This is a genomic window from Variovorax sp. WS11, assembly GCF_010499245.1.
Classification (GTDB): Bacteria; Pseudomonadota; Gammaproteobacteria; order Burkholderiales; family Burkholderiaceae_C; genus Variovorax.
This window is the reverse complement of sequence record NZ_JAAGOW010000005.1, coordinates 577,494-593,548: the sequence shown is the minus strand read 5'-3', so window position 1 is coordinate 593,548 and position 16,055 is coordinate 577,494. Positions and strand designations below refer to the sequence as shown.

At 67.3% G+C, this 16,055-nt stretch carries 14 protein-coding genes and 1 pseudogene; 3 read left to right on the top strand and 12 right to left on the bottom strand.

Annotated features, from left to right (window positions below):
• Positions 1-81: 81 nt before the first annotated feature.
• From GXN78_RS37335 to GXN78_RS37305, 6 genes and pseudogenes are all read right to left on the bottom strand, one after another.
• Positions 82-249 carry a hypothetical protein gene (locus GXN78_RS37335; protein WP_164256279.1) on the bottom strand — a complete coding sequence of 56 codons (168 nt, stop codon included), beginning with the start codon at positions 247-249 and terminating at the stop codon, positions 82-84.
• Positions 249-2,927: an acetate--CoA ligase family protein gene (locus GXN78_RS37330; protein ID WP_106558845.1), complete on the bottom strand. Its 2,679-nt coding sequence runs from the start codon at positions 2,925-2,927 to the stop codon at positions 249-251. Before GXN78_RS37330 ends, GXN78_RS37335 begins: the two co-directional genes overlap by 1 nt.
• A gap of 340 nt (positions 2,928-3,267) precedes the next feature.
• On the bottom strand, positions 3,268-5,490 hold the full coding sequence (locus GXN78_RS37320; RefSeq protein WP_106558844.1) for a copper-translocating P-type ATPase: 2,223 nt from the start codon (positions 5,488-5,490) through the stop codon (positions 3,268-3,270).
• Between the two features lie 211 nt (positions 5,491-5,701).
• A pseudogene (locus tag GXN78_RS41735) lies at positions 5,702-5,904 on the bottom strand (DUF2933 domain-containing protein); the annotation flags it as partial.
• 16 nt (positions 5,905-5,920) lie between these two features.
• Complete coding sequence (locus GXN78_RS37310) at positions 5,921-6,295, bottom strand: hypothetical protein (protein ID WP_181360621.1); 375 nt, start codon at positions 6,293-6,295, stop codon at positions 5,921-5,923.
• Between the two features lie 16 nt (positions 6,296-6,311).
• Positions 6,312-7,133, bottom strand: coding sequence for a hypothetical protein (locus GXN78_RS37305; protein WP_106558843.1), 822 nt, complete (start codon positions 7,131-7,133; stop codon positions 6,312-6,314).
• Positions 7,134-7,272: 139 nt separating this feature from the next.
• Between GXN78_RS37305 and GXN78_RS37300 the strand changes: the two genes are divergently transcribed.
• Positions 7,273-8,004, top strand: a complete 732-nt coding sequence (locus tag GXN78_RS37300; RefSeq protein ID WP_106558842.1) for a cyclic nucleotide-binding domain-containing protein — start codon at positions 7,273-7,275, stop codon at positions 8,002-8,004.
• On the opposite strand, the gene GXN78_RS37295 is transcribed toward GXN78_RS37300, so the two are convergent.
• On the bottom strand, positions 7,998-10,046 hold the full coding sequence (locus GXN78_RS37295) for a PAS domain S-box protein (RefSeq protein ID WP_106558841.1): 2,049 nt from the start codon (positions 10,044-10,046) through the stop codon (positions 7,998-8,000). The two genes, GXN78_RS37300 and GXN78_RS37295, sit on opposite strands and share 7 nt — an antisense overlap.
• 3 nt (positions 10,047-10,049) lie before the next feature.
• Entirely contained in the window at positions 10,050-10,784 is a 735-nt protein-coding gene (locus GXN78_RS37290; protein ID WP_106558840.1) for a response regulator transcription factor, read from the bottom strand.
• A gap of 237 nt (positions 10,785-11,021) precedes the next feature.
• Here GXN78_RS37290 and GXN78_RS37285 point away from each other — a divergent pair, with 237 nt between their 5' ends.
• Positions 11,022-11,237 carry a hypothetical protein gene (locus GXN78_RS37285; protein ID WP_106558839.1) on the top strand — a complete coding sequence of 72 codons (216 nt, stop codon included), beginning with the start codon at positions 11,022-11,024 and terminating at the stop codon, positions 11,235-11,237.
• A gap of 9 nt (positions 11,238-11,246) precedes the next feature.
• Here the strand turns inward: GXN78_RS37285 and GXN78_RS37280 are convergent, their stop codons facing one another.
• From GXN78_RS37280 to GXN78_RS37265, 4 genes are all read right to left on the bottom strand, one after another.
• Entirely contained in the window at positions 11,247-11,621 is a 375-nt protein-coding gene (locus GXN78_RS37280; protein WP_106558838.1) for a TraR/DksA family transcriptional regulator, read from the bottom strand.
• A gap of 26 nt (positions 11,622-11,647) precedes the next feature.
• Positions 11,648-12,679, bottom strand: a complete 1,032-nt coding sequence (gene adhP / locus GXN78_RS37275; protein ID WP_106558837.1) for an alcohol dehydrogenase AdhP — start codon at positions 12,677-12,679, stop codon at positions 11,648-11,650.
• A gap of 53 nt (positions 12,680-12,732) precedes the next feature.
• The gene (gene phbB / locus GXN78_RS37270) at positions 12,733-13,452 is read right to left on the bottom strand and encodes an acetoacetyl-CoA reductase (RefSeq protein ID WP_106558836.1); all 720 of its coding nucleotides are present in this window, start codon (positions 13,450-13,452) and stop codon (positions 12,733-12,735) included.
• A gap of 155 nt (positions 13,453-13,607) precedes the next feature.
• Entirely contained in the window at positions 13,608-15,332 is a 1,725-nt protein-coding gene (locus GXN78_RS37265) for an alpha/beta fold hydrolase (protein WP_106558835.1), read from the bottom strand.
• Between the two features lie 202 nt (positions 15,333-15,534).
• Between GXN78_RS37265 and GXN78_RS37260 the strand changes: the two genes are divergently transcribed.
• Positions 15,535-16,035, top strand: a complete 501-nt coding sequence (locus GXN78_RS37260) for a universal stress protein (RefSeq protein ID WP_106558834.1) — start codon at positions 15,535-15,537, stop codon at positions 16,033-16,035.
• The last annotated feature ends 20 nt before the right edge of the window (positions 16,036-16,055 follow it).

Here is a 16,055-nt window from a genome sequence, read left to right as displayed (position 1 = left end):
TCCGAGCATCGATCGCCTGGAATGGGGCACCCGGCTCGCAGGCGGGCAGCTCGCCGCGAAGGGGCCATGCCGCGTCGGCGATCAGTCAGCGTGATCCACAGGATCAGCGCCCGAAACAGCAGCCACAGTCCCTGCCACAACAAGCAGCATCAAGGAAGCGATGATCAACCACATGGCATGTTCTCTGGCGGGCTCGGATGCGCCGTCAGCCGCATCCTGCGCCCGCCAGACTTCGTCCTTCTTGCGCATCAACGATCGCAAACGGAGCTGTCCAGCGTCTTGACCACGCGTCGCAGGCCCGAAGCGGCCGGCTCTGCCGGGTCGGTCTCGAAGCCCAGCGCGCGGGCGAGCTTCAGCATCCGAGTGTTCTCGCGCAGCACGATGCCCACGAGGCGGCCGATGCCGTGGCTGCGGGCGTGCTCGATCAGCCGGTCGAGCAGCAGCGTGCCAAGTCCGCCGCCCTTGAGGTCCGAGCGCACGATGATGGCGAACTCGGCTTCGACGTGGTCCGGGTCGCTCACGGTGCGTGCGACGCCCAGTGTCTCCGGCACGCCCTGCGCGTCCACGGCTTCCGCGATGAGCGCCATTTCGCGGTCGTAGTCGATCTGGGTGAGCCGGGCGAGTTCGCTGCGGGGCAGCTCGCGCCGCGTCTGGAAGATGCGCATGCGGATGTCCTCCGGGTCGAGCTTCTCGAGGAATCTCCGGTGCTGCGCTTCGTCTTCGGGACGGATGGGCCGTACCGTGATCTCGCGGCCGTTCCAGGCCTGGATTCGCACCCATTGCGAAGGGTACGGAAGGATCGCGAAGCGCTCGGCCCCGGCGACCGGCCGGCTGGAGACCCTGATGCGTGCATCGAGGGCGATGGCGCCGGCTTCGTCGACATACAGCGGGTTGATGTCGAGCTCGGCCAGCTGCGGCAGGTCGGCCAGCATCTGCGACACGGCGATCAGCACGTCGTAGAGGGCGTCGACCTTGGCAGGCGGGTGGTCGCGATAGCCGGCCAGCAGGCGCGAGACGCGGGTGCGCGAGACCAGTTCACGCGCCAGGCTGCGGTTGAGAGGGGGCAGGGCGACCGCGCTGTCGGCGGTGATTTCCACCGCGGTGCCGCCCTGGCCGCACAGGATCACCGGCCCGAACACGCTGTCGATGCTGGCGCCCACGATGACTTCCTGGGCATGGGGCCGGCGCACCATCGATTGCACGGTGAATCCGTCGATGCGCGCGTCGCGCTTGGCGGTCCTCACGGCGCGCAGCATCTCGCTCACGGCCATGTCCAGCGATGCCTGGTCGCGCAGATCCAGCTTGACGCCGCCGACGTCGGACTTGTGCGTGATGTCGGGCGACACGATCTTCAGCGCGACCGGATAGCCCACCTCGCGCGCGGCCGCGAAGATCGCCTCGGCCGATGCGGGGACCGCGCGCGTGGGGACCACGGGTACGCCATAGGCCTCGAGGACGGCCTTCGCCTCATGCTCGCCGAGCCACTCGCGCCCTTCGGCGAGCACCGCGTCCAGTCGGCGGCGTGCCGAGGCGACATCGGGCACCGGGTTCTCGCTGGCGCTGGGGGCCTCGATCAGGATCTCCTGATTCCGCCGATAGGTCTGGAGCATCGCGAAGGCTCGGACGGCTTCCTCCGGCGTGGGGTAGTCGGGCACGCCGGCCTGCTCGAACAACTGACGCGCCTGGGAGACCGCGCCATCGCCGAGCCAGGCGCTCATCACGCGTGGCCCGCTTGCGCGAATCAGCGGCAGGCAGGCGCGGGCGATGTCGTCGCTGCGCACGATCGCCGTCGGCGCATGGATGAACAGCACGGCGCCCGCGGCCGGATCGGCGAGCAGGGCCGAGAGCGTATCGGTGTAGCGCTCGACCGGGGCGTCCCCGATGATATCGACCGGGTTGGCGTGCGACCAGTTGGCGGGCAGAGCCGCGTTCAGGCGCTCCAGCAAGGCACCGCCGGGCTCGGCCAGCGTGACGCCGGCCTGCGCGGCCGCGTCGGCCGCCATCACGCCGGCACCGCCGCCGTTGGTCATGATGGTCAGGCTGTCGCTGCGGTTGCCCCGGAAGCGCGCCAGGGTCTCGGCCGCGATGAACAGCTCCTGCAGCGTGTCGACGCGCAGCATGCCGGCGCGCCGGATGGCCGCATCGTAGACGGTGTCCGAGCCGGCCAGTGCCCCAGTGTGCGAGGCGGCGGCGTGCACGCCGTTGCCGAAGCGGCCGGCTTTCACCACGATCACCGGCTTGTTGCGCGCGGCGGCCCGCGCGGCGGACATGAACTTGCGTGGCGATTCCACCGATTCGATGTACAGCAGAATCGAACGGGTGCGTGCATCGTTCGCCAGGTGGTCGAGCAGGTCGCCGAAGTCGACGTCGCAATGATCTCCCAGCGAAACAAGGTGGGACAGGCCAATGGCGCGGCTCCTGGCCCAATCGAGCACGGCGGTGACCAGCGCGCCCGATTGCGACACGAAGGCCAGGTCCCCAGGCAAGGCGTCGGTGTGGGCGAAGCTGGCATTCAGGCCGATGTGCGGACTCAGCACGCCGATGCAGTTGGGGCCCAGCAGGCGCAAGAGGTGGGGCTTGGCCGCGTCGAGCGCAGCCTGCTTCTGCGCCGGGGTCAACCCCGCCGTCACGATGACGACGGCGCGGGTGCCGAGCGCCCCGAGCTCGGCGACCAGCGGCGCCACCGTGTGCGCCGGCGTGCACAGGAGGGCCAGGTCCGGCGCTGCCGGCAACTGGCCGGCCGAGGCGTACACCGGGACGCCGTCCAGGGTGCTGTGCTTGGGGTTGACGGCGTAGACAGGGCCGGCGAAATGTCCGGCGCGCAGGTTGCGCCAGACGGTGGCGCCCACGCTGCCTTGTCGGTTCGAGGCGCCGAAGACGGCCACCGAGCCCGGTGTGAGCAGGCGATCGAGATGGCGGATGGTCACGATGCAACGACTCCCGAACGCAACGGCTCAGCCGAGAAGATGCGGCTTGCGGCGAGCGACTCGCGCGTTGACGCGCGCGGAAAGAGGATGGACAGGCAGGGCTTCATATCCACCAAGATAGGGCCTGTCTCGACCAGGGCCTTGACCCCTATCAACAATTCGCCATATCGCCATGTCGCCAGCCGCCGGCGCGGGTACCTGGCAAGTTCAACGGTGTCCGTGCACAGGCCCTTGATCCCGGTCAAGGCCGTAACGCCCTCGGTGATCTCCGTCCTTGGCTACTCCAAAGGCTTCGGCCATACGGATCTCGTCGTTTGCCGATGCGCAATCGGCTGCTTCCTCAGTCCACCTTCAGCGTGCGCAGCCGCAAGGCGTTCGTGATGACGCTCACCGATGAGAGCGCCATGGCAGCGGCGGCCACCACGGGCGAAAGCAGCAGCCCGAAGAACGGGTACAGAACGCCGGCGGCAAGGGGGATGCCTGCGACGTTGTAAGCAAAGCTCAGGAACAGGTTCTGCCGAATGTTCCGCATCGTTGCCCTTGACAGCATCCTCGCGCGAACGATGCCCATCAGGTCTCCCTTGAGCAGCGTGATGCCCGCGCTTTCCATCGCGACGTCGGTGCCGGTCCCCATGGCCACGCCCACGTCCGCCGCCGAGAGACCGGGTGCGTCATTGACCCCATCCCCTCCCATGGCGACGACGCGCCCCTCGTCGCGCAGTCGCTTGACCACCGCTGCCTTGTCCTCGGGAAACACCTCGGCGATCACCTCGTCGATATGGAGCTGACGCCCCACGGCCTCGGCCGTGGTCCTGCCGTCGCCCGTGAGCATGACGATGCGGATGCCTGCCGCCTTCAACGCATCGATGGCCTGGGCCGATGTGGCCTTGATGGGGTCGGCAATCGCAACGAATCCGGCCAGCTTGCCGCCCACAGCCACGAAGATGACTGTGGCTGCCTTCTGCCGTTGAACCTCTGCCGACGCAGCCAGGCTTGATGCGTCGACGGCGTGCTCCGCTAGAAACTTGGCGCTGCCGGAGACGATGAGCTGCCCGTCCACGGTGCCGACCACTCCCTTGCCGACGGGCGAGTCGAAATCCGTGACCGGCGACAGCGGGAGCTTCCGGGCCTGGGCGTCCATGACGATGGCCATGGCCAGCGGATGCTCGCTGGCACGCTCGACGCTGGCGAGCTTCTGCAGCACCTCCTCGCCCTTGAAGCCGTTCGCCGGTTCGATGTGGACGACCTTCGGCCGCCCCTCGGTCAGCGTGCCGGTCTTGTCCAGCACCAGCGTGTCGACCTTCTCCATTCGCTCGAGCGCCTCTGCATCGCGAATGAGCACACCTTGCTGTGCGCCCTTGCCGACCCCCACCATGATAGACATCGGCGTGGCCAGGCCCAGCGCACAAGGGCAGGCAATGATGAGCACGGCTACCGCGGTGATGAGTGCGTAGCTGAATGCCGGGGAGGGCCCCCAAGCCAGCCATGCCACAAACGTCAGCGCTGCAATCAGCATGACCACCGGCACGAACCAGCCCGCGACTTGGTCGGCCATCCGCTGGATCGGTGCGCGACTGCGCTGCGCTGCGGCCACCATGTGAACGATCTGGGAGAGCAGGGTGTCGGCACCGACCTTCTCGGCGCGCATCACGAAGCCGCCGGTCTGGTTGATGGTCCCCGCCGTCAGCTTCGAGCCCGCCGCCTTGGCGACCGGAACGGGTTCGCCCGTGACCATGGACTCGTCGACGTTGCCGCTGCCTTCGGTGAGCACGCCGTCGACCGGAACCTTTTCGCCGGGACGAACGCGCAGCAGGTCTCCGACCTGGATGGTGTCGACCTGCACGGTTTCGTCGGTACCATCCGGTTCGACCCTGACCGAAGTCTTCGGTGCGAGCCCAAGAAGCGCCTTAATGGCGCCTGACGTCTTCTCGCGTGCTCGGAGCTCAAGGACCTGGCCGAGCAGCACGAGCACCGTGATGACCGCGGCGGCCTCGAAGTAGACGGCAACCGAGCGATCCTCGCTGCGCAGCGCGTCCGGGAAGAGCCCGGGAGCGAGCGTCGCGACCATGCTGTAGAGCCAGGCAGCACCGGTGCCAAGGGCAATCAGCGTGAACATGTTCAGGCTGCGGTTCTTCACGGAGGCAACAGCCCGGGTGAAGAACGGCCAACCGGCCCAGAGCACGACCGGCGTGCCGAGGATCAGTTGAATCCAGTTCGAGGCCTGCTGGGCGACCAGGTGGTGGATGTCGACGACGTGGCCGCCCATCTCCAGCGCGAAAACCGGCGCGGTCAGTGCCGTCCCGATCCAGAAACGGCGCGTCATGTTGCGAAGTTCGGGGCTCTCGCCGGTGTCCTCGGTCGCAAGCACCGGCTCCAGTGCCATGCCGCAGATGGGGCAACTGCCCGGCCCCATCTGGCGGATTTGCGGGTGCATGGGGCAGGTGTACTCGACCTGCCTGCCCGGCGGAACCGCCGCGGTTGGCTTCGTCGCAGCTGGCCGATGGTGACGCGGATCACCCCCAGGTTCGTGGTGTGCCCCCTCCATGACTGAACCGTCGGGCATCACGTGTGTGCCTTGGCGAGCGTGAAGCTGCGCGTGCCTGTCGTGCCCCGCACAGCCCCCGTCCGGCGCCGGGCCGGAAAGATCGTAGCGTTCGGTGCTGGAAGATGGCATGGTGCTCTCCTGTTCTTGCTCGAAGTTTCAACCCTGCCGACGTAGGAAATTCAGGTGATGCTTGAGCACCCTTACTGCGGAATAGACCGCGCAGCCCCTGCTCGTGGCCGCCATGGTGGTGCCCGCGGTGCATGAACATGTGCATCAGCGGGCGTGCCAGCACGAACAGGTACGGCAGCAGGCCCAGGACGTGCGCGGTGTGTTCAGTCAGCAGGTAAAAGCCACCTACCGCGATCGCGACCACCAAGCCAGGCCAGCTGGCGAGCGCCAGAACGGCGGGGGCCCTTGATGTTCGTGGTCCATCTCCCTCTCCTTCGAATCATTTGACAGGCGTGCGGGCCGCTTCGCGGTCCATCATCATCTGCATCATGATTTCCATCATGTCCATGCGCTCGCCCATCATCTGGGAATCCATAGACATGCCGCCCTTGCCGTGGCCCCCCTTCATCTGGCCCATCATCGACATGCCGTCCCTCATGACCTTCATGTGCTCGGCCATCAGGGCCTGGCGCGCCTCGGGCGTCTTGGCGGCCGTCATCTTCTGGTGCATGTCACGCATCGTGTTCATCTGCTGCTCGTGCGCTGAGGTCGAAGATGCAGCGCGGTGCGCAGTGTGATCATGGCTCACCGGGGCAGATTGCGACGCGCATCCACCGAGGGCGATGGCCGTTACGAGAAGAATGGCTAGCTTCATTTCCGGACTCCTTTTCTCACATACCAGTATGAGGACTCTGAAAGGGAGGCGTTTGACGCACATCAAAAAATGGAGAAGCCTTGACGATCGTGTCCAGCAGCACGGCCTGCATCACGCAGCGGTGGTTCTCCGCACGCCGGGCCTCGTCGAGCGGCAGGGCGGATGCCAGCAGTTTCCAGTGTGCCGAGTGCCTGGCGTCGACCAGGAAGGTCGCGTCTTTCGATGCCGGCTGCCCGCCGCCCACAAGCACATCAAACCCGGCCGCGCGGGCGGCTGAGACGAAGTGGCTGCCGCGCGGCGCCTTCGGGTCGCCGAGGAACAGGATCGACGCGCCGGGCGGCGATCGATGCTCGCGCAGTGTCATGAGATCCGCCAGAACGCGGGCCGGATGCTCGTCCAGGCACAGGCCGTGATAGACCGGCACGCCGGCATCCTGCTCGATCCGGCGCGCGGTGGCCGGTGCCAGGGCCTCGCAATCGACGGCGTCGTACATGCGCCCCAGCATCCGCGCCAGCGCGTGAACATCGTCTCGCCCCGGCGCCGGCTTTGCCGGCTCGGTGAACCTGACCTCGGCCACGCGTGCGCCCAGGTCCTGCGCGGCGCGGCGCAGCGCCGAGATGTCGGCGCCGGGCGAAGGCCCGAGCAGAAGGGCCAGGTTCTTGCCGCGCAAGGATTGGCCGGCCGTGCCGGCACGTGCCTGCGTGCGCAGGCGCTCGGCCGCGGCCAGGGTCGCCAGGACATTCCTCGCGGCCAGCGGCTCGCGCTGAGGGGAAATGGAGATGCCGGATGTCACAACCGCAAAGGTAGGACCTGCCGCGATCCGAGACTTGACCGGCATCAACAATTCATCATGTCGCCGGCGCCAAAACCGGCCTGACACAGATCATTCACCCAGTGTTACCGAAGCCTGCCTTGCATTGGCGCTCGTGTTGCAGTGGCTTTCTAAGCTCTCACCATCGATCCACGAGGGGCAAGAAATGACTGAAACGATCCGCCTTCCCAAGTCCGCGCCGTCGGGCGTCCAGCGCATCGGGGACATGCTGCGGCTGCTGGAGGGCACGCTGCCGGTCCAGCGGCGCATCGTGCGCACCGGCGACTCGGTCTACCAGGCAGGGCAGGCGTTCGGCTGCCTCTACGTCGTCAACTCCGGGTTCTTCAAGATGGTCAACCTGTCCGACGAGGGACGCGAACAGGTGGTCGGCGTCCATTTCAAGGGCGACTGGCTGGGTTTGGACGGCATCGCAGCGGGACACTACGGCTGTGACGCGATCGCGATGGACACCGGCGAGGTCTGGGCCATCCGCTATGACGCCTTGCTCAAGGCGGCCCCCACGGCCCCCGCGCTGCTGACGGCACTGCACGAGGCCATGAGCCGCGAGCTCGTGCGCGACCACGATTCCCTGCTCTCGCTGTGCACCTTGCCGGCCGACGCCCGCGTGGCCGGCTTCCTGCGCTACTGGACCGAGGCACTCGCGCAGCGCGGGCTGCGCACCGACCAGATCACCCTGCACATGACCCGGGCCGAGATCGGCAACTACCTCGGCATGACGCTGGAGTCCGTGAGCCGCGGGCTGTCCCGGCTGGCCCGTTGCGACGTGATCCATTTCATCGAGAAGGGGCGCCGCGACATCCGCATCCCCAGGGTGGAGGCGCTGACGAGCTTCATCCAGCACCTGATGGCGCCCATGGAGGCCGCCGCGCTTCACTGAGCCGCGTTCAGGACCTTCGCCATGGCACGCTCGAGTTCGGCACGTGTGTAGGGCTTGCGCAGCAGCTCCCAGGGCTGGGGCTCGTCGAGCAGTCCGCTTGAATAGCCGGACATCAGCAGCACGGGAAGGCCGGGCCAGCGCGTTTGCACTGCTGCCGCCAGCTCGGTGCCGCGCATGCCGGTGCCCAACAGGATGTCGGTGAGCAGAAGCCCGATGCCCGTATCGGAAGCGAGCACGTCCAAGGCCTCCTCGGCGTGGGCGCAGTCGACGACCTCGCAGGCCATCGAGGCGAGAAACTTCTGTACCACGCTCCGAACCTCGGCATCGTCTTCGACCAGCAGCACGCGCAGCCCAGGCGGCACGCCCTGTTGCGCGGCGGCGTCGGATTCCTCGTCGGCGGCAAGGTCAGCGTCGATGCGCGGCAGGTACAGCGTCACCGTGGTGCCCGCACCCGGCGCGCTGTGGAGAGCGACGGCGCCGTGCGACTGTCTGGCAAAGCCGTAGACGGTCGACAGGCCGAGCCCCGTGCCGCGGCCGGTTTCCTTGGTGGTGAAGAAGGGCTCGAAGGCGCGCTCCTTCACGGCCTCGGACATGCCCTCGCCGGTGTCTGCGATCGAGATCGCCACGTAGCCTTCCGTCTCGGCCCGGCCGCCCTCGACGTCAAGTTCTGGCGGCAGCCGCGGTACCGCGCGGCAGGTGAAGCCGAGCGTGCCGCCCTGGGGCATGGCGTCGCGGGCATTGATCGCCACGTTCAGCAGGGCGGATTCCAGCTGCCCTGGGTCCGCCATGCAAAGCACTTCCTCGGCGTCCAGTGTGATGACGATGCGCTGGTCGAGCGTGCGCCGCAGCATGTCGGTCAGCGAATGCAGCAGCGCGGCGGTGTCGACAACGGTGGGCTGCAGCACCTGGCGCCGCGAGAACGCGAGCAGCTTGCCCGTCAGTTCCGTGCCGCGCCGGGTGGCGCGCACGGCGGCGCCGACCAGCTGCTGCACGAACGGATCGCCGGTGTAGGCGGGCGTGTCCTCGAGGACCTGCAGGTTGCCCGAGATGACCGTGAGCAGGTTGTTGAAGTCGTGCGCGACGCCACCGGTCAGCTGGCCGACGCTCTCCAGGCGCTGTGCGTGGTTGAGCGCCTCCTCGCTGCTCGTGCGCTGCAGCACGGTGGCCAGCATGCTGGACAGGGAATCCAGGAAGCGGATCTCGTCCTCACCGAAGCGCTTCGGCGTTCGGGAGCGAACGACCAGGGTTCCGATGGTGCGGCCGCGGTCCGCCAGGGGGACGGAGAGTTCGCACACCAGTCCGGCCCGCACGTAGTGCGACGGGATGGCGAAGCGTCGATCTTGTGCACCATCCTCGTTCACGAGAACCGGCTTGCCCTCTGCCACGACGGTGCCGGAGGGCAAGCCGGGCTCGTTGGGCAGCCGATGGCCGATCGGCTCCTCGGGCACCAGGCCCACGCCGGCAGCGACCCGGAACTCGAGGCCGCTCGGCTCGAGCAGCAGGATCTTCGCCATCTCGACCTGCAGGGTTTCCGCGGCGATGGCCGGAACCAGTTCGAGCAGGTTCTGCGACTCGCGCGCTTCCACGGCAAGGCGCCCGAACTGCGCCAGGCATTCGGCATAGCGGGCCCGCTGCAGGGCCTGCTTCACGCGCGGGTAGGCGCCCACGCCGCGGATCGCCGCGACCACGTAGGGCAGACTGTGGTCCTGCAAGGGGCTCAGGGCGATCTCGACTCTGACTTCGCTGCCGTCGCGCCGCTTGGCCACCAGGTCCATCTGCATGCCCATCGGCCGTGCGCGCGGCTGGTCAGAGTAGGTCTTGCGATAGGCCGCGTGGCGCGGGCGGATGGCGTCGGGCACCAGCGCGTCGACCGTGAGGCCGACCAGTTCGTCGGCGCAATAGCCGAACAGTTCGAGCGCGGCCGGGTTCGCCAAGCTGATCACGCCCTGGAGATCGACGAGTAGCAGTGCGTCCGGATACGCAGCGAAGAGGGAACGGAATACCGCGCCATCGTCGACACCGGGGACGCTGGGGCCGGCCACGTTTCAGCCCCTCCCCGCTTCGACCTTGGGAACCAGGATGTAGCCCGCTCCGCGCACCGACTTGATGATCTGCGGATTGTTCGGATCGTCCTCCAGCTTGCGGCGCAGGCGCCCGATCTGGACATCGATGGTGCGGTCGAAGGGCCCGCCGTCGCGGCCTCGGGTGGCTTCGAGGAGGAAGTCGCGCGACAACACGCGGCCCGGGTGGGTGGCCAGCGTGCTGAGCAGGTCGAACTCGCCCGTGGTCAGCGCGACTTCCCTGCGGTGCGGGTCCAGGAGGCGGCGCGCGGCCGTGTCCAGCTCCCACTGGGCAAAGCGGAGCAGGTTCGCCTCTTCGGCGCCTGGCCTGGCCTCCCCAGGCTCCGAAGGGACGAGGCGGCGCAGCACGGCCTTGATACGCGCCACCAGCTCACGCAGGTCGAAGGGCTTTGTTACATAGTCGTCGGCGCCGACCTCCAGGCCGACCACCTTGTCGACTGCATCCCCCCGCCCGGTGACGATCACCAGTCCGCAGCGCCAGTGCTCGCGCAGCTGGCGCGCGATGGCAAAGCCGTCCTCGCCGGGCAGGCCCAGGTCCAGCAGGACCAGCGCTGGCGCGTCGTTGGCCATGAGTTCCAGAAGCGACCGGCCGGAATGCAGCTGGCTCACGCGGAATCCATGTCCCTGCAGATAGCCGGCCAGCAGGGTGGTGATCTCGACTTCATCGTCGAGGACGGCGAGATGGGTGGGGGTGGTCACCCGGGGATGTTAGCCCGTCGACGACAAATCGAGAATGTCCATCCCCGAGCCGCTTCAAAACAACAGCGCTTTGATCTGGATCAAGGGTTTGCGCAATATCGGCTCAAGCTGAGGAGCGCCGGAGATCGGTGACGCGGACCATGATTGGCCAAGCCGACAAGCCTCGGCTTGAGCCATGTCAAGAAGTCCGCACTGCCGCCGTGCGAAGCTGAGGGCTGACCTTTCCGGAGCACCGTCATGACCCCTGAAACCTCCCCTGTCCCGTCGCTTCGCGATGGACATGTTCGCTTGGTCCTCGAATGGCAGGCAGCGACCGTCGGGACGCTGCTGCAGGCGCAGCAGCGCCAGGCTCAAATACTCCTGGCGTGGCAGAAGTCGATGGCCGGGATCGGCCAAGACCTGTGGGATCGCTGGGCCTGCCGTTTCGGCGGTGGCGTGCCGCTCGACGGCTGAGCGCCGGCCTCAGCGGCGATGCCCGGCCTCGAACGCGGCCTGGCATGCCGCGCAGCGGACGGCGATAGGTTGCGCCACCAAGCGCTCGCGCGGAATGTCCTCGCCGCAATCGACGCAGATGCCGTAGCGGCCTTCGGCCATGCGCTGTTGCGCCTCTTCGACGTCCTTGAGCCTGGCGCGGTCGATCTCGATCTCGGCGCAGTGCAGGCCGGCGAACCGGAACGCCTCGGCCTCATCAGCGTGGCTGCGAACCTCGTGATCCTGGGGGTCCCGTGAGGTCTCGTCGACACCAGCGGTCCGGCGAAGTTCTTCCAGGACGCTGCGCTTGATGACTCGAAGCCGATCGGTCAGTGCCTCGCGATCGGCGGCGGTGAGATGTTTCATGTGAAGTCCTTCGTCGTGATGCGGGACTACGCCTCGTCCGTCAGGCGCATGACGACCCGGCCCTCGATCTGGCCGCGGCGCAGCCGGTCGAAGACCTGGTTGATGTTGTCCAGGCGGTCCTCGCTGCACACCGTACGCACCTTGCCTTCGGCTGCGAATTCCAGGGCTTCCTGCAGGTCCTTGCGGGTCCCGACGATCGAGCCTCGCACGGTCTTGGCATTGAGCACCATGTCGAAGATCGGCAGGGCGAAGTCGCCCGGCGGCAGGCCCACCATCGACATGGTGCCGCGCTTGTGCAGCATGCCCAGCGCCTGCGCGAAGGCCGCGCGGGACACGGCCGTCACCAGCACGCCGTGCGCACCGCGCAGGGCCTTCTGCATCGCCTGCGCCGGGTCCTGTTTCGAGGCATCGATCAGCATGTCGGCGCCGACCTCCTTGGCGAGTTGCAGCTTTTCTTCGTCGATGTCGACCGCGACGACATGAAAGCCCATCGCCTTGGCATACTGCACGGCCAGGTGGCCCAGGCCGCCGACACCGGAGATCGCCACCCAGTCGCCGGGCTTGCAGTCCAGCACCTTGAGGCCCTTGTAGACGGTCAGCCCCGCACACAGGATCGGCGCGATCTCCGTGAAGCCGACATTCGCCGGCAAATGCCCCACGTAGCCCGGATCGGCAAGCACGTACTCGGCGTAGCCGCCGTTGACCGTGTAGCCCGTCATCTGCTGGTGGTCGCACAGCGTCTCCCAGCCGGTGATGCAGTGCTCGCAATGGCCGCAGGCGGTGTGCAGCCAGGGCACGCCCACGCGGTCGCCTTCCCTGAGGTGCTTCACGCCGGCGCCGACGGCCGCGACGTGGCCGACGCCCTCATGGCCCGGTATGAAGGGCAGGGCGGGCTTGACCGGCCAGTCGCCGTCGGCGGCGTGCAGGTCGGTGTGGCAGACGCCGGAGGCCGCGATCTTGACCAGCACCTGGCCGGGGGGCACGTCGGGCACGGGCACTTCTTCGATCTCAAGCGCCTGTCCGAAAGCGTGGACGACGGCGGCCTTCATCTTTTGCATGGAGAACTCCTGGGGAAGAAATGTGGAGCTGGTCGGCGGCGGCGCTCAGGCTCTCAGGCCATGTACTTGCCGCCGTTGATCGGCAGCGTGATACCGGTGATGAAGGCGGCTTCGTCCGCGACGAGAAAGACGACGCCGCGGGCGATTTCGTCCGGTGTTGCCAGCCGGCCCGCGGGGACGGCCTTGAGGATCTGTGCCAGCACGTCCGGAGGCACTGCACCGACCATGGCCGTTTCGGTGTAGCCGGGCGCGACCAGGTTGACGGTGATGTTGCGCGAGGCACCCTCGAGCGCAAGCGACTTGGTCAAGCCGATGAGCCCGGCCTTGGTTGCAGCGTAGTTGCATTGCCCCGCCTGGCCTGAGAGCCCGTTGACGGAGCCCATGTTGACGATCCGTCCGAAGCGCCGCTCGCGCATGCCCTCGATCACGGCACGGCACATGTTGAAGCATCCGCCCAGGTTGACGTCGAGCACCTCGCGCCACTGCTCGAAGCTCATCTTGTGCAGCATCGCATCGCGCGTGATCCCGGCGTTGTTGACGAGAATCTCGACCGGTCCGAGCTCGGCTTGCACGCGAGCCGCGCCGTCGCGGCATGCGGCCGCGTCTGCCACGTTCCAGGCGAAGGCGGGAATGCCCGTGCGGGCAGAAAAGGCATGCGCGACCGTCTCGTTGGTGCCGTAGTTGACGGCGACCCGATAGCCGGCGGCCTGCAGGGCTTCGGCTGTGGCTGCTCCGATGCCGGCGGTTCCGCCGGTGACCAGTGCGACGCGCATTGCTCAGGCCTCCAAGCGCAGCTTATTGATGTCGCTTGTCGATTGGGCATCGGATTTCATGAGGGTCCTTTCGCGTGTCGGGTGGCTGTGACGGCACTGTAGGAAGCGCACTGGGTGAAGGCATTGCGCTGGATCAAGGGACCCGCATGGCGCGGTCATCGCACGAGGACATAGGTGCCCGGCGCGTCGCAGATCGGCAGGTAGCCCTGACGCGCATGGCCCTTGCGCGGCGGCTTGCGACGAGGCCCGGAACGATCCGCCAGCCAGCGCTGCAGTGCGGGCCACCACGAGCCTTCGACCCGCTCGGCACGTGCCACGTAGGTGTCCGGCGGCACATACGCGGCATCTCCTGCGCGCTGGAGGACCCGGTAGTGGCGATGCGCATGTCCGGGCTCGCTGAGGATGCCGCCGTTGTGGCCGCCGTCCGTCAGGACGAAGCAAATCTCCGTGTCGCAAAGCAGGTTCAGCTTGTACACCGAGCGCCAAGGGGCGACATTGTCCGTCCAGGTTCCCACGGCGAAGATCGGCACGTCGATGTCGCGCAGTGAGACCGATCGCCCATTCACGCAATAGCGCCCGCGCGCGAGTTCGTTGTCGTGGAACAGGCTGCGCAGATAGTCCGCATGCATGCGGTAGGGCATGCGCGTGCCATCGGCGTTCCACGCCATCAGGTCGGTGAACGGCCCTCGCTCGCCGAGCAGGTAGTTCTGCACCATGGGCGACCAGATGCGGTCGACGGCACGCAGGAGGTTGAAAGCGCCGGCCATCTGTTCCGCCTTCAGGAAGCCTTGGCGGGCCATCATGTCTTCGATGAAAGAGAGCTGACTCTCGTCCATGAAGAGGCCGAGCTCGCCCGGCTCGGTGAAATCGGTCTGCGCAGCCAGCAAGGTGACCGTGGCCAGGCGATCGTCATGGTCGCGCGCCATGGCCGCCGCCCCGATGGCGAGCAGCGTCCCGCCCAGGCAATAGCCCAGTGCGTGCACGCGCTGCCCGCCCGAGATGGCCGAAACCGCATCGAGGCTGGCCATCAGCCCCTGCGCCAGGTAGTCGTTCATTCCAAGGTCCCGGTCTTCCGCGTCCGGGTTCTTCCACGAGATGACGGATACCGTGTGGCCTTGGTCGACCAGATAGCGGATCAGCGAATTGCGCTGCGACAGGTCGAGGATGTAGTACTTCATGATCCAGGCGCTCACCATGAGCACCGGCTCGGGGTGGACCGTGGCCGTCGTGGGCGTGTACTGGATCAGCTCCATCAGGCGATTGCGCAGGACGACCTTGCCGGGCGTGAGCGCCACCTCGCGTCCGGGCACGAAGGCCTCGGCGCCTTTGGGCGGCAGGTGGTCACGGCTGCGCTGAAGGTCCTCCATCCAGTTCCACGCGCCTTGCAACAGGTTCATTCCGCCGGAGGCGAGCGTTCGCTGAAGCACCAGCGGATGCGTGGCGGGCGAGTTCGCCGGCGAGCACATGCCGTGCAACTGCCGCGCCGAAATCGACACGACCTGCTCGTGATGGCGCTCGACGCCGGGCACGGCTTCGGTCAGCTCGCGCAGCCACTGCCCCCCGGCACGGAAGGCCTGCCGGTAGACGCTGAACGGCCATGCGTCCCAGGATGGATCGGCGAGGCGTGGATCGTCTTCGTGCGGATCGGGTGTCCGGGGGCCATGAGAAGGCAGGGGCTGAAAGGCCTGGAGTGCGGCTTCCGCCGCTCGCATCAGGGGGCGCACCATCAGAAGCTGTGCGCTCCGGGCGGGCTGCGCCGCCAGGTGGAGGGCCCAGTCCGACCAGGCCTGAATCAGCGCCGCGGGAGAAATGCCTTTGGTCAGCTCCGCCAGTTGGGCGTGCAGCATGCGGTCCAAGGTGGTGTCCGAGTTGCTGTCCATCTCCGAGATTCGTTGTGTCGATGAGGCGATGCTCAGCCACGGCAGGGCGCAGACTGTTGCGCTGGATCAATGAACGCACGCTCATTCGGATTGATCTGCGAGCAGGCAGCAGCAACCGTTGTTGCATTGATGCGCATCAAGCCCGGCGCGCGCCGAGGCGTCGAAACTGGCAAGGAGTCCTTCTTGACTCGAGGAGTCAGCCATGTATCGACGCATTCTTGTTCCCATCGACGGCAGCACCACCTCGCTGCGAGGCCTGGACGAGGCGCTTCGCCTGGCCAAGCTCACCGGCGCAAAGCTCCGGCTCATCCACGTGGTGGACGAGCTGAAATACGTGACCGGCTTCGAGACCTTCGCCACCTACAGCGGTGATTTGGTTCCACTGATGGCGGAAGCGGGCAGGCAGATCCTCGAACAGGGGAGGGAGCGCGCGCGGCGTGCCGGCATCAAGGCGGAAAGCGTGCTCTTCACCTCGCTCGCCGGCCGCGTCTCGGAAATCGTCGTCGAGCAGGCAAGGACCTGGAAGGCCGAGCTCATCGTGATCGGGACGCACGGTCGCCATGGCGTCGCGCGAGCGCTGCTGGGCAGCGATGCCGAGCAGGTGTTGCGCTTAGCGCCGGTTCCGGTGCTGCTCGTCAATACCCGGCCGGACGATGGGCAAGCCAGCGGTGCGGCGGCGTCGCCTGCCGTCGCGCACGCGTGAGGCCAGATCCTCCTCGCGGC

Coding starts and splice junctions, on each gene's coding strand:
- GXN78_RS37335 (WP_164256279.1), bottom strand. CDS start 249: ATGCGCAAGAAGGACGAAGTCTGGCGGGCGCAGGATGCGGCTGACGGC.
- GXN78_RS37320 (WP_106558844.1), bottom strand. CDS start 5,490: ATGCCCGACGGTTCAGTCATGGAGGGGGCACACCACGAACCTGGGGGT.
- GXN78_RS37310 (WP_181360621.1), bottom strand. CDS start 6,295: ATGAAGCTAGCCATTCTTCTCGTAACGGCCATCGCCCTCGGTGGATGC.
- GXN78_RS37305 (WP_106558843.1), bottom strand. CDS start 7,133: ATGCCGGTCAAGTCTCGGATCGCGGCAGGTCCTACCTTTGCGGTTGTG.
- GXN78_RS37300 (WP_106558842.1), top strand. CDS start 7,273: ATGACTGAAACGATCCGCCTTCCCAAGTCCGCGCCGTCGGGCGTCCAG.
- GXN78_RS37285 (WP_106558839.1), top strand. CDS start 11,022: ATGACCCCTGAAACCTCCCCTGTCCCGTCGCTTCGCGATGGACATGTT.
- GXN78_RS37280 (WP_106558838.1), bottom strand. CDS start 11,621: ATGAAACATCTCACCGCCGCCGATCGCGAGGCACTGACCGATCGGCTT.
- adhP (WP_106558837.1), bottom strand. CDS start 12,679: ATGCAAAAGATGAAGGCCGCCGTCGTCCACGCTTTCGGACAGGCGCTT.
- phbB (WP_106558836.1), bottom strand. CDS start 13,452: ATGCGCGTCGCACTGGTCACCGGCGGAACCGCCGGCATCGGAGCAGCC.
- GXN78_RS37265 (WP_106558835.1), bottom strand. CDS start 15,332: ATGGACAGCAACTCGGACACCACCTTGGACCGCATGCTGCACGCCCAA.
- GXN78_RS37260 (WP_106558834.1), top strand. CDS start 15,535: ATGTATCGACGCATTCTTGTTCCCATCGACGGCAGCACCACCTCGCTG.